The organism is Rothia mucilaginosa (assembly GCF_049990865.1).
In the GTDB taxonomy this organism is placed as follows: Bacteria; Actinomycetota; Actinomycetes; order Actinomycetales; family Micrococcaceae; genus Rothia; species Rothia mucilaginosa_I.
This window is the reverse complement of sequence record NZ_CP188231.1, coordinates 800,348-813,769: the sequence shown is the minus strand read 5'-3', so window position 1 is coordinate 813,769 and position 13,422 is coordinate 800,348. Positions and strand designations below refer to the sequence as shown.

At 62.2% G+C, this 13,422-nt stretch carries 8 protein-coding genes; all 8 read right to left on the bottom strand.

Going from position 1 to position 13,422, the window contains the following annotated elements:
- Positions 1-30: 30 nt before the first annotated feature.
- The 8 genes from rpmA to ileS all read right to left on the bottom strand — a co-directional run bounded on the left by rpmA (position 31) and on the right by ileS (position 13,283).
- Complete coding sequence (rpmA, locus tag ACP3RB_RS03260) at positions 31-288, bottom strand: 50S ribosomal protein L27 (RefSeq protein WP_005505766.1); 258 nt, start codon at positions 286-288, stop codon at positions 31-33.
- A 40-nt stretch (positions 289-328) separates the two neighbouring features.
- Positions 329-640: a 50S ribosomal protein L21 gene (rplU, locus tag ACP3RB_RS03255; protein WP_005505764.1), complete on the bottom strand. Its 312-nt coding sequence runs from the start codon at positions 638-640 to the stop codon at positions 329-331.
- 528 nt (positions 641-1,168) lie between these two features.
- Positions 1,169-4,981, bottom strand: a complete 3,813-nt coding sequence (locus tag ACP3RB_RS03250) for an Rne/Rng family ribonuclease (protein WP_426699427.1) — start codon at positions 4,979-4,981, stop codon at positions 1,169-1,171.
- A 606-nt stretch (positions 4,982-5,587) separates the two neighbouring features.
- Positions 5,588-5,827 carry a nucleoside-diphosphate sugar epimerase gene (locus ACP3RB_RS03245; RefSeq protein ID WP_070635093.1) on the bottom strand — a complete coding sequence of 80 codons (240 nt, stop codon included), beginning with the start codon at positions 5,825-5,827 and terminating at the stop codon, positions 5,588-5,590.
- A gap of 320 nt (positions 5,828-6,147) precedes the next feature.
- Positions 6,148-6,810, bottom strand: a complete 663-nt coding sequence (locus ACP3RB_RS03240) for a vitamin K epoxide reductase family protein (RefSeq protein ID WP_426699426.1) — start codon at positions 6,808-6,810, stop codon at positions 6,148-6,150.
- Positions 6,811-7,088: 278 nt separating this feature from the next.
- Complete coding sequence (locus tag ACP3RB_RS03235; protein ID WP_311446125.1) at positions 7,089-7,766, bottom strand: TenA family protein; 678 nt, start codon at positions 7,764-7,766, stop codon at positions 7,089-7,091.
- Between the two features lie 372 nt (positions 7,767-8,138).
- A complete protein-coding gene (locus ACP3RB_RS03230) occupies positions 8,139-9,809 on the bottom strand; it encodes a bifunctional folylpolyglutamate synthase/dihydrofolate synthase (protein ID WP_426699425.1) in 1,671 nt (556 codons plus the stop codon).
- A gap of 132 nt (positions 9,810-9,941) precedes the next feature.
- Positions 9,942-13,283 (bottom strand): isoleucine--tRNA ligase, encoded by a 3,342-nt coding sequence (gene ileS / locus ACP3RB_RS03225; RefSeq protein WP_426699424.1) that lies wholly within the window; start codon positions 13,281-13,283, stop codon positions 9,942-9,944.
- Positions 13,284-13,422 lie beyond the last annotated feature (139 nt).

Below are 13,422 nucleotides of genomic sequence, written 5' to 3'. Positions count from 1 at the left end.
CGCCTACCCCCTCTGCCCTAGCGGTGAGTATTACTCAGCTGCTGCCAGGATGTTAACGACCTTGCGGCCCTTGCGGGTACCGAATTCGACGGTGCCTGCTGCCAGAGCGAACAGGGTGTCGTCGCCACCGCGGCCAACGTTCAGGCCGGGGTGGAAGTGGGTGCCGCGCTGGCGAACGAGAATCTCGCCTGCGTTGACGGACTGGCCGCCGTAGCGCTTAACACCGAGGTACTGGGGGTTCGAGTCACGGCCGTTACGGGTGGAGCTTGCGCCCTTCTTGTGTGCCATTCTGTATTCCTACCTTAGGGTTGAATTCCGGTCGTTTCGATTACGCGTTGATAGCGGTAATCTTGACGGTGGTCAGCTCGGCGCGGAAGCCCTGACGCTTCTTGTAACCGGTCTTGTTCTTGTACTTCTGAATAACGATCTTCGGACCGCGCAGGTCCTCAACCTTCTCAGCAACAACCTTGGCGGAAGCCAGGGACTTTGCGTCAGCGGTGACCTTGTCACCGTCGACGAGCAGCAGCACGGGCAGCTCGATGGTGCTGCCGGGCTCGCCTGCAACACGGTCAAGGGTAACGAGGTCGCCTACGGAAACCTTCTCCTGGCGGCCGCCAGCGCGTACAATCGCGTATGCCACTATGGGACTCACTTTTCTCGACAACTTGCTTCTTGGATCTCACACGAATGAGCAGCCTGCGCTTTCATTGCTGTGCGCCCTCCCCCGCCAGTCAAATGACCGCGAACAAGGAGGAACGGCCCGTGCGTTCCGACGGGATTGCCCGCCGAAGCCAACACGCGAGGCTCACCGGTGGTGTCTCTCTCCCGCACGTTCCAAACTCAGCCGATCACTCGACCGCGCCGAAGACGATGCGGGTGGGAGCGGTGTCTCCCGCTGGCCCTGCGTCGATAGGGCTTCACTGAGATAAACACCAGTCCTTAAGGATACGGCATGATCTACGCGCCGCGCAATAGATAGTTTCACGGATTATCCGCAGACACCACGTGATGCTCCTCTAATACTGCACCGCACTCTTAATAGCGCCTTTAAAATGACGCAGCACACGCACAGAAAAAAATAGCCTCGGTAGGGAAGTTCCGGCTCACCCTACCGAGGCTATCTCATATACAACACACCATCGGAATTCCGATGATCGGAAGCTAAAGACTAATCGTCCTTACCTTCACGCTTAATGTCGGCAGCAGCAACGCCAATGCCGAACAAAACAGGGGCCGAAGCGTCATCAGACACCGGAACCACATCCGCAACAGAAGCGGAAGCAACCACGGAACCCTCAGCACGCTCGGAAACGTCCACGGTCACGACCTGAGCACCGGCACCGGCGCTCGAAGCCGCACGGCGAGTGCGACGCTTACGCGGGGTCGAACCGGGCACCTGAGCCGCAGGCTTCTGAGCCTCCTCAACCGGAACCTCAACCACTGCGGGAGCTGCGCCCACCACACCGGTCACAGCCGGAGCACCAATCACGCCGGTCACAACCGTGCGAGGCTCAGACTTCTCAACCTTATCAGACTTTGCGGCTGCCTGCTCAGCTGCCTGCTCGGCGCGCTTCTCATCAGCGGCGCGACGAGCACGACGACGGGACGCACGCGGAGTCTCACGAACATCCTCAATGCGCAGGTCCTCACGCTCAACACGCTTGGAATCCTGAGCCTTCTGCACACCCGAGTTTACCTCAGCGGAGGTTGCCTCAGCGTTCTGCTGCTCAGCGTTCTTCCAATCAGCGTTCTGACGCTTGGACGAACGACGCTCCTCCGAACGATCCTCACGGCCCGAACGGAACGACTCACCCTCAGCACGGGCAAGACGGCCAGCCTTCTGAGAAGCACGAGCCTTCGCCTCGCCAGCGCGAATCGCCTCAAAACGATCCGAGGAGCGGGTAAAGCGCGGGTCGAGCTCCGGGTCAACGTGGTGCTCGTCCTCCAGCGAACCCGCGCCGGAGCCCTCCACAGCGGCAATATCCGCATCGGTCAGCTCGCGGCGCTGGCGGTTACGAGAAGACTTCTTCTCGCCACGCTTGGACGAACGACGCTCCTCCGAACGGCCCTCAGCAGGCTCCTTCGAAGAATCCTCAGCGGACTGCTCCTCCACGCGGTCGAACGCGCTCGCCAACTGCTCCAGGGAGAAACCGCCCTGCTCACCAATCCAGTTGCCCTCGGTGACCTCAGCGACCTTGTCCTCACGCTGAGCAACCTCCGCGTGAGCCTGCTCGCTGGCAGCCTCGGCAATACCCTGAATCTCCTGCTCAAGCGAAAGCTCAGCGGTCTCCGCGCGGCGCGAACGCTTGCGGCGCTTACGCTTCTTACGGGTCGAAGCGGTCTCCTCCGAAGCTTCCTCACTGTGAGCGGATGCGGCAGCCACCGCAGCCATAGCGTTACGGCGCTCAGCCTTCTTCGACTCCAGAGCATCCTGCTTCTGCTGGTCACGAGAATCCTCGCGAGCAGCGGCACGGCTACGCTTACGGTCATTACGCTCATGGCGGTGGATGTAATCCGACGCGCCACCGCTACGACCGCTCAGCGGCTGATCGTGAACCACCAGGCCACGACCGGCACACTGCTCACAGGGCTCCGAGAAGACCTCAAGCAGACCGGTACCCAGGCGCTTACGGGTCATCTGAACCAGACCCAGCGAAGTCACCTCAGCCACCTGATGCTTGGTGCGGTCACGACCCAGGCACTCAATCAGGCGACGCAGAACCAGGTCACGGTTCGACTCAAGCACCATGTCAATGAAGTCAATGACGATAATGCCGCCGATATCGCGCAGACGCAGCTGACGGACAATCTCCTCAGCAGCTTCCAGGTTGTTCTTGGTGACAGTCTCTTCCAGGTTGCCGCCGCTACCGGTGAACTTACCGGTGTTCACGTCCACCACGGTCATGGCTTCGGTACGGTCAATCACCAGCGAACCACCCGACGGCAGGTACACCTTACGGTCCAGTGCCTTCGCCAGCTGCTCGTTGATGCGGTAGTGGTCGAAGAGGTCGTCGTCGCCATCCCACTGCTGCAGGCGGGAAACCAGGTCCGGCGCCACGTACGTCACGTACGCCTCAATGGAATCCCACGCGTTCTCACCCTGAACGATCATCGCGGTGAAGTCCTCGTTGAAGACGTCACGCACGGTCTTAATCATCAGGTCGGGCTCCTGGTAGAGCATCTCCGGAGCCAGCACCTTGCGGGAGTTAGCCTTCTCCTGAATCTCTTCCCACTGCGCACGCAGACGGTTAATATCGTGGGTCAGCTCCTCCTCAGAAGCACCCTCCGCCGCGGTACGAACAATCACGCCAGCACCCTCGGGCAACTTGTCCTTCAGAATCTTCTTCAGGCGAGCACGCTCAGTATCGGGCAGCTTGCGGGAAATACCGGTCATCGAACCACCCGGCACGTACACCAGGAAGCGACCGGGCAGGGAAACCTGGCTGGTCAGGCGGGCACCCTTGTGACCAATCGGGTCCTTGGTGACCTGCACCAGAACCGAATCGCCGGGCTTCAGGGCGTTCTCAATCTTGCGGGGTGCACCGTCCAGGCCGGTCACATCCCAGTTGACCTCGCCCGCGTACAGCACAGCGTTGCGGCCGCGTCCAATGTCAACGAACGCAGCTTCCATGGACGGCAGAACGTTCTGAACCTTACCCAGGTACACGTTACCAATCAGGGAATCCTGCTGGGTCTTGGACACGAAGTGCTCAGCCAGCACGCCGTCCTCAAGCACACCAATCTGGATGCGGCCGTCCTTCTGACGAACCAGCATCTGGCGGTCCACGGACTCGCGGCGAGCCAGGAACTCAGCCTCAGTCACGATGTGGCGGCGGCGACCCAGGGAGCGGGACTCGCGGCGGCGCACGCGCTTCGCCTCCAGGCGGGTAGAACCGCGCACACCGGTCACAGTGTTGGATGCGTGAGAGTCAGCCAGGCGCGGTGCACGCACCTTGGTGACGGTCTCAACGTCATCATCAACGCCGCCCTCAATCTCAATATCTTCGGTACCGCGGCGACGGCGACGGCGACGGTGGCTCGTCACCTCGGCCTCAGCGGCGGCCTCCTCGCGGCGGCGCTCCATGCGCTCCTTACGCTTCTGCTCCTCGGCAGCGGCGCGGCGTGCCTCACGCTCCAGCTTGGCGGCGACAGCGAGCTCGCTCAGCTCCTCCGGCTCGGGTGCCATGAACAGCGGCATCGCACCCATGGGGGTACGCGAGCGCAGCTCCTGCAGCTTTTCGCGCTGCAGATCGCTAATGGTCTTGACCGGCTCGGGAGCTACTTCAGGCTCCTCAGCTGCGGGCTCTTCTGCGGCGGGTGCCTCAGCTTCTTCGGTTGCAGACTCCTCAGCAACTACAGTAGCCTCAGCGGGCTGCTCTGCGGCGGCCTCTTCAGCCTTCTGCTCAGCAGCTTCAGCGGTAGCCTCGGTCTTCTCAGCAGCCTGTGCGGGAGTTACGACCTCAACCTTGGCGGTCTCTTCCTTCACCTCAACGGCAGACTCGGCGGCGGGAGCGACAACTTCCTCTACCTTCGCGGTCTTCTCGACAGTCTCAACCTTCGCGGTCTTCTCGACAGTCTCAACCTTTGCAGTTTTCTCGATGGTCTCCACCTTCGCGGCCTTCTCCGCGACAGCAGGCTCAGCCGCCTTCTTCTCAGCAGCCTCAAACAGGCTATCCAGAGTAGAAGCAACCTCGGTCTCAGACACAACGGGAGCGGCAACCTTAGGTGCCGGCGCGTGCTTAGCCTTAGCGTTACGCAGGTTGGTCAGGCCGGCAGCAATCGCCTCATCCAGGGGAACCTCAGGAGCCTTCTCCTTCTTCGGGCGACCCGGACGGCGACGCTCAGTACCCTGCTGGGCGTCAGAGCTCTCGCGAACATTCTTACGCAGAGTTTCACGGGTCTCTGCAGAGGCGTTCTTCTCCTCCGCGAGGGCGTTCAGCGCCTCAAAAACCCCAAGTTCGACGTTCTTCTCGTCAGACATTAATCTTCTTTCGTTACACCCTGCTCCGCACCGCAAGGATTTTAACAGCGCGCATACAGCGCAAAGCCTAGTTGCTGCCACCGCGGCTCAAGCCTCACCCTACGGTGCGCGTTCGTTGGCGCTACCGGGCACTATCTCGTTCAGTGCTTCTGCCGTAGGGGGCGAGCGGGCGGAACGCAGAGCGCGCCGCGACGGTCACAGCCACCTCGCTCTCGAGCACGGCACGCTCACACCCTTCCTGGGTGCCCTGCCGGTCTTCGGGTTTCTTCGCCGAGGCGGGCGGCCCGCGCGGTGCGACAGTTATGCTCCGCGGCTTATAGCCGACGCTCTTCGGGTACTCTCCCTCGATGCGTTGGTGGGGATCTTTATGCGCGTGCGGGGCGCACAAGACACCGTGTTCCATTATACCCGGTAGAGGGTGCCTCTAAGCCACCCCACCCGTCCTATCCGGGCTCCAGTTCCCGGCAGGATGCGAGGGCACATTACATGGGACACATTACGGCGGGTGTTGTTGTGCGGGCGCATGGCGGGTACAGCAAAGCCGGGCGTGCCACTACGCACACCCGGCTTCAAAAAACTATCAGAGAAGGGGCTAGCCTCTAGAAGCTAGTCGAGGCCCAGCTCCGCATCGCGCGCCTCACGAGCCTGCTGAGCAAGCTTCGGGTCGGTCGGCAGGTACTCCGGACCGGAACCGGTCGCAAACGGAACACCCAGAATAAAAACGAACGGAGAAACCACCAGCAGAATCACCCACAGCAGCGAGAAGTGACCGGCGGTCAGCAACAGCAGGGCAGTCAGAAAAATAACGGCAGCAACGCCCATTGCGGCAATTCCGGCAGTCTTCACGGTTCTCCTCGAAGGGGTATCAAGAATCTAGTGTCCATCAGAACGGCAGGCAACCGACGCCGCAGGTAAAACCCGCGGACCGCTCCGACCGATGCCGCTCAAGAATATACCTGACCATTATACGCACCCGCGCCGCTTCCCCGCTGACCACCACCAGCGGGATCACCGGCGCCTCCCCCGCTACACGGCACCCCAGCTCTGTGCCCCAGCCCAGCACAACCTCACCCGCCCGCAGACACAGCAACGCCCCAGCACCAACAGGCACCGGGGCGTTGCGTGTTCGGGGCATCGGCCCTCAAACCAAGCTCAGAGATGAACGCTTAGCGCATCATATTCACAATGACCTCAAAGAAGCGGATCACAATAATGCCGAAAATCAGGATCAGCCACAGGCTAATCGCAAACCAGGACCAGCCGCGAGCGCTCTCACGCATCGACTGCGAGGCCGGGACAACACCCGCCGAGACGTTGCGGACCGTGGTCTTCACAAAAAGCGTGATGGTCATAACCCACACGATCATGCAGAACAGGCACAGGGCGTTGATTTGGAACGTCGTCTGGTACCACAGCCACATGATGAATGCGGTCGCCGCCGCCAAACCAATATTCATGCACACCCAGAACCACTTCTTGAACTGTGCACCCGCCATCATCGCGGCGCCGATCGTCACCACAATCGAGAAGCCCACCAGGCCGATGAACGGGTTCGGGAAGCCGAAAGCCTCCGCCTGCGGGGTGCGCATCACCGTGCCGCAGCTGAGCAGGGCGTTAATATCGCAGACCGTGGAATGGCCGGCATCAATGTAAATCTGCAGGCGCTCATACACCAGAATCGCCGAAGAAATCAGCGCAATCAGGCCGGCGCCAACCAGCCAGAATCCGAGCTGTCGGTCTGAGTAGCTGCCCGTGGTTCCCGCGTGCCCGTGGTGCGCTTCTTTTTCAGCGTGGGTGGGCTCGGTAGTACTCGATGCGGCGGTACTCATACGACTCCTTCAGATAGTGTTTTACGGTGATACTTACCGGCGCGGCATAGCCAGCACCCCGGAAGCGGTACCTCATTTATCCTAGCTTCTCACACCACCAAATGGCACGCCATCAGCCTAAATGTTCCGTTTTATGACATGCTATTTTACGCAGATGGGCGCGCTTTCGGGACGCTTTCGTGGCGCCTTCAGGGCCTCTTCAGCACGCAAAACCCCCGGGAGGTGCCCGCAACTCAGCGGCGGGCGGAACCTTCCGGGGGTTTCATCAAGGGTACTACTTAGGGCAGCGGGTGGGTGTACGACTCGTCAAAGAACAGCTGCTCCAGCTCCACCGCGCGGCTAAAGAACTCGCGGGCGCGCTGCGCATCGGACGGGCCCACACGGTCCAGTTCGCGGCGCAGGAAATCAACCAGTTCACGGAACTCCGGGTAGTCGTGCAGGGTGATCCACTCGTGGTGCACAAAAGAATCGGGGCGCTTAGCGGGAGCCTTGGACGCCCAATCCAGGTACAGACCCTCACACACCACCAGCACCGACAGGATCGCCGCGTAGCTGCCGCTTGCCGCCGCATCCAGGAAGAGGCGCTTGAAGCCGGTGGTCGCCTCCGTATCGGGCATGGATTCACGCTGATGCTCGGTCACGCCCAAAGTCTCAAAGCTGCGCAGGAAGTAGGTGTTCTCGTCACCGGCGATTTCGCCCGCGAACTTGGAGAGGCGCAGGCGGCCCGCGAGAGTATCGGCGTTGGTGATAGCGCCACCAATCAGGGCGAGGAAGGTATCGAGGAAGCGGTAATCCTGCACCAGGTACCCCGCCATGACCTGCGGGGCAATCGAGCCGTCAAAAAGCTCAGCAACAAAGCGGTGATTCGTGGCGGAAAGCCAGGTGGCGAGGTTCTCCTGGCGTAGGGACTCGGTGAACGAATCGGTGCCAATCAAATCGGTGAAGGGTGCGGGCATGATGGGTGCCTTTCACTATGTGGCATACCGTCGCTGGTATGCGTATGTGTGCGGGTGTGTTGGTGCGGCCTCAGACAGTGGGGCCGGCGCCTCAGCGAATATAGCACCGAGACGCGACGGCGTGCCCGGTTTTGTACCCCGATGCCCGAAAATTTTCGTTCTTTTCGATTTTTGGGTGAGTGTGGGCGAGCGATGCCGGTTGAATTTGAGCGATTGGGGTTAGGTGAGAGCCCATGGGAACACGTGAGAGTGCATGTGTTCGAGTGGGAGCATGAGGGCAGCGCCAGAAAAAGCGGGGCGCCACTCCCCCAGCCGGCAAAACCAACTAGGGGGCGGCGCCCCGCCTCATATCTGCAACCTCAACAGGTCGCCTTAGTGATCCGCATCGTCCTCGGAGTCATCATCACCGAAGAAATCATCGGTGTACGAGTCACCCAGCGGCAGACCCAGCGAATCCTCCAGCGAAGAACCCGGCGCAGATTCGCCGCCCAGCTCAGCCATGATGCCGTCCAGCAGCTCATCCGGCTCAGCAGAAGCAGCCGCAGCCGCCGCGGCAGCCAGAGCCGAAGCCGATGCTGCACCCGCAGAACCCGCATAAGCACCCTCGGCGGGCAGCTCATCCGGCAGCTCCTCAGCCTCAGCGCCGGGGGTCTTCGCCTCCTCATGTGCCGCCAGCAGGGTACGCGCCTCACCAATGACCGTAATCGAACCGGTAATCAGCACACCCGCCGACTCCTGCTCAAAGAGGGCGTTCTCCATGGCGGTGGCAATCGCCTCGTCCAGGTGCTCAAACACCTCGATCGAGTCTTCGTCCAGGCCCGCATCCAGCGCCAGCTCGTGCAGACGCTCCGGCGCAATCGCACGCGGTGAATCCGACGCCGCCAAGTACAGGCGGAACGTGCCGTCAGAAGCGTCCACGTACTCTTCGCGCATGGTCTCAAACATGCCCAGAGCATCCTTCTCACCCAGGATGCCGACCACAGAATGCAGGTGCGACAGCTTGAACGCCTCAGTCAGCGCGGCCGCAGACGCGCGCACACCGTGCGGGTTGTGGCCCGCATCCAGGATGGTCAGCGGCTCGGTGCGCACAACCTCCAGACGGCCCGGCGAGCGCACCGTCTCAAACGCGGTACGCACCACGTCCTCGGGCAGCTGACGCTGACCGCCGAAGAACGCCTCCACGGCGGCGAGAGCCACCACGGCGTTCTGCGCCTGATGCGCACCGTGCAGGGACAGCGGCACATCCGGGTACTCGCCCGCCAGGCCGCGCAGGGTCAGCAGCTGACCGCCGACCGCAAGCTCACGGGAGATAATGCCGAACTCCACGCCTTCGAAGGCGAAGGATGCTTCCTTTTCGCGGGCGGAGGCGAGCAACACATCCGCCGCTTCAGGGTCCTGCGCGGCAGAAATCAGGAAGCCGCCGGGCTTGATAATGCCGGACTTTTCGGTCGCAATCTCGGCGAGGGTATCACCGAGCATATCGGTGTGGTCCAGGCCGATCGGGGTGACCACGGAAACCACGCCGTCGGCAACGTTCGTGGAGTCCCAGGTGCCACCGATGCCAACCTCGAGCACCACCACGTCCACCGGCTCGTCCGCGAAAATCGCGAAGGCAAGCACGGTAACGGACTCGAAGAAGGTCAGGGCGGGCTCGCCGCGCGAGGTCATCTCCGCGTCCACAATCTGCAGGTACGGGGCGATTTCCTCCCAAATGCGCACGAAGGTGGCATCGGGTACGGGCGCGCCATTAATGCAGATACGCTCGGTGACGCTTTCGAGGTGCGGGCTGGTAAAGCGGCCCACGCGCAGGTCGTGGCCGAGCAGCAGCGCCTCAATCATGCGGGCGGTGCTGGTCTTGCCGTTCGTGCCGGTGATGTGGATGACCGGCGCGGCACGGTGCACATCGCCGAGGATTTCGACGGCGCGCGCCACGGCGTCCAGGCGCGGCGCCATCTTGTTTTCAGGGGCTCGCGCCAGCAGTTCACCGTAGACCCGCTCCACGCCCTCGGGGTCGGGAATTGCGGGGTAATTCTTCTCGCTCATTGTTCTCCTCACTGGGATAGCCGGCCTGTGCCGACAGGGGCCCACCGTGCGGCAGGATAACCGTGCGGCGGGATAGACGACGGGCCGCCCCGCCCGGTCAAGGGGGCGGGACGGCCGTACGATTCAGGCGTTTTATGCCTTGGCTACGCTAATGCTCAGCTCGGCTGCTTCGCTCAGCTGCAGGGACACGGCGAGGGTTTCGCCGGTCACCAGCGCTTCGTTGGCGCGCAGAGCTGCCAGAGTTTCCTCCGGTGCCGCGATGCTCAGGTTGATGCGGTCCGCAACGTTCAGGTCGGCGTCCTTACGTGCCTGCTGAATAGCGCGGATGGTGTCGCGGGCGATACCTTCGGCTACCAGCTCGTCGGTCAGCTCAATGTTGAGGACCAGGAAGCCGCCGGGCAGAACCGCAGCCGCAGTGTGCTCAGCACCCTCAGCGTCAGCGGCAACCACGGTTGCCAGCTCGTATTCGCCCTCTTCCAGAGCCAGGCCGCCGTCCAGTGCTGCCACGCCGACCAGGACGGTACCGTCCTCGGTCACGGTCCAGTCACCGGACTTGGATGCCTTAATAGCAACCTGCACCTGCTTGCCCAGGCGCGGGCCTGCCGCACGTGCGTTGACCTTCAGCTGCTGGGAGATGCCGTAGTCGGCGGGGTCGACGGTGTCGGCGCTGACCAGCTCCACCTGGCGCAGGTTCAGCTCGTCCTCGACAATGTTCGCGAAGTACTCCGCGCCCTTCTCACCGAAAGCGGTACCCAGGGCAGCGAACTGCTCGGGTGCGATCGCCACGGTCATCTTCTGCAGCGGCTGGCGCACGCGGATCTTCTTTTCCTTGCGCAGTGCCGAACCGGCGGAGCAGACCTCACGCACGGTCTGCATGAGAGCCAGCAGGTCAGACTCGTCAGCGAAAGCGGATGCCTCGGGCCAGTCAGCCAGGTGCACGGAGCGTTCACCGGTGAGACCGCGGTAGATTTCCTCGCTGCTGAGCGGCAGCAGGGACGCGGCGACCTTCGACACGGTCACCAGTGCGGTGTAGAGGGTGTCGAATGCGTCGGTGTCTTCGTTGAAGAAGCGCTCGCGGGAGCGGCGCACGTACCAGTTGGTCAGTGCGTCGGCGTACTGGCGCAGGGATTCGCAGGCGTTCCAGATGTCGTAGGAGTCCATCGCTGCGGTGACCTGCTCGATGAGTTCGCGGGTCTTGCCGAGGATGAAGCGGTCCATCACGTGCTGCGAGTCGTACTTGAGCTTTGTGCTGTAGCCTTCGCCGTTGTTGGCGGCGTTAGCGTACAGGGCGAAGAAGTGGTAGACGTTCCACAGCGGCAGCATGACCTGGCGAACACCCTCGCGGATGCCCTGCTCGGTCACGATCAGGTTGCCGCCGCGCAGGATCGGGGAGGACATCAGGAACCAGCGCATTGCGTCGGAGCCGTCGCGGTCGAGGACCTCGGAGACGTCCGGGTAGTTGCGCAGGGACTTGGACATCTTCTGACCGTCCGAACCGAGCACAATACCGTGGCTGATGACGTTCTTGAACGCGGGGCGGTCGAAGAGCGCGGTCGCCAACACGTGCAGCACGTAGAACCAGCCGCGGGTCTGACCGATGTACTCGACGATGAAGTCTGCCGGGTAGTGGTTCTCGAACCATTCCTGGTTCTCGAAGGGGTAGTGCACCTGTGCGTAGGGCATCGAGCCGGAGTCGAACCAGACGTCGAGCACGTCTTCCACGCGGCGCATGGTGGACTTACCGGTCGGGTCGTCCGGGTTCGGGCGGGTCAGCTCGTCAATGTACGGGCGGTGCAGGTCGGGTTCGCCGTCCTTGTTCAGGGGCAGGCGGCCGAAGTCTGCCTTGAGCTCTTCGAGGGAGCCGTACACGTCCATGCGCGGGTAGTTCGGATCGTCCGAAACCCACACGGGGATCGGGGAGCCCCAGAAGCGGTTACGGGAGATGGACCAGTCGCGTGCGTTCTCAACCCACTTGCCGAACTGGCCGTACTTCACGTTTTCGGGGATCCAGTTGATCTGCTTGTTCAGCTCGTACATGCGGTCCTTGAAGTCGGTGACCTTCACGTACCAGGAGGTGATTGCACGGTAGATGAGCGGGGTGCGGCAGCGCCAGCAGTGCGGGTAGGAATGTACGTAGGACTTCTCGCGGATCAGCACGTCATCTGCCTTGAGGGCGTTGATGATGGTGCGGTTCGCGTCGAATGCCTGCACGCCTGCAATCTCAGCCAGGGCGGTGGAGCCGGAGGCGGTGGGCTCAGCGAAGAGGTTCAGGAACTTTGCGCCTTCGTCGAGGGAGAGGATCACGGGGATGCCGTAGCTTTCACAGACCTTCTGGTCGTCTTCACCGTAGGCGGGTGCCTGGTGGACGATGCCGGTACCGTCACCGGTGGTGACGTAGTCGGCGACGAGGATCTGCCAGGAGGTTTCGGTGCCCCACTTTTCGGTGTCTGCGAAGTAGTCCCAGAGCGGGGTGTAGCGCACGTGCTCGAGCTGGGAGCCGGTGTAGCGTGCGGTGACGGCTGCAGCTGCGTCCTTTTCGGGCTGGTCGCCTTCGTAGCCGAGGTCCTTGGCGTAGGAGCCGAGCAGCTCGGAGGCAATCAGGAAGGAGCGGCCCTCGAACTTGCCTGCGCCGGGTACGAGGGAGTATTCGATCTCGGGTCCGACGGCGAGCGCCTGGTTGGTGGGCAGGGTCCAGGGGGTGGTGGTCCATGCGAGTGCTTCGACGCCGTCGAGTTCTGCAGCGACCTTCTCGTCAGCGCCGAGGGCGGTGTCTGCGGTGAGGCGGAATGCGACGGTGACGGTCTGGTCCTGGCGGTCCTTGTACACGTCGTCGTCCATGCGCAGCTCGTGGTTGGAGAGGGGGGTCTCGTCCTTCCAGCAGTAGGGCAGCACGCGGAAGCCCTGGTAGGTCAGGCCCTTGTCGTAGAGGCGCTTGAACGCCCAGATGACGGACTCCATGTACTCGACGTTCAGGGTCTTGTAGTCGTTTTCGAAGTCGACCCAGCGTGCCTGGCGGGTGACGTACTTTTCCCATTCGTTGGTGTACTTGAGCACGGATGCGCGGGCAGCGTCGTTGAAGTTGTCGATGCCCATTTCGAGGATTTCGCGCTTGTCGGTCATGCCGAGCTGCTTCATTGCCTCGAGTTCTGCGGGCAGGCCGTGGGTGTCCCAGCCGAAGCGGCGTTCTACCTTGTGGCCGCGCTGGGTCTGGTAGCGTGCGACGAGGTCCTTGGCGTAGCCGGTGAGCAGGTGGCCGTAGTGGGGCAGGCCGTTAGCGAAGGGAGGGCCGTCGTAGAAGACGAATTCGTTTTCGCCGTTTTCGCCTGCGGGGCGGTTCTCGACGGATGCGGCGAAGGTGTTGTCCTTCTTCCAGTAGTCGAGGACTGCTTCTTCAAGTGCGGGGAACTTGGGCGATGCGGTGACGCCGCTTCCTGCGGCTTCAAAGGCGCTCGCCTTGGGATATACATGGGACATGTGTTTGTGCGCCCTTATCTGTTGTTCTCAACGCTGAGAGGTTGGGGCGACAGGGTACGTAGCACTCGTCGTCCGCACCGTTTCAGCGGGTGAGGATTGACATGACGGGTGCAAGGACGCCTGGGCATCGCTGACCGGT

Bases quoted from the DNA above. Each gene is read 5' to 3' on its own strand.
- rpmA (WP_005505766.1), bottom strand. From the start codon at position 288: ATGGCACACAAGAAGGGCGCAAGCTCCACCCGTAACGGCCGTGACTCG.
- ACP3RB_RS03250 (WP_426699427.1), bottom strand. From the start codon at position 4,981: ATGTCTGACGAGAAGAACGTCGAACTTGGGGTTTTTGAGGCGCTGAAC.
- ACP3RB_RS03240 (WP_426699426.1), bottom strand. From the start codon at position 6,810: ATGAGTACCGCCGCATCGAGTACTACCGAGCCCACCCACGCTGAAAAA.
- ACP3RB_RS03235 (WP_311446125.1), bottom strand. From the start codon at position 7,766: ATGCCCGCACCCTTCACCGATTTGATTGGCACCGATTCGTTCACCGAG.
- ACP3RB_RS03230 (WP_426699425.1), bottom strand. From the start codon at position 9,809: ATGAGCGAGAAGAATTACCCCGCAATTCCCGACCCCGAGGGCGTGGAG.
- ileS (WP_426699424.1), bottom strand. From the start codon at position 13,283: ATGTCCCATGTATATCCCAAGGCGAGCGCCTTTGAAGCCGCAGGAAGC.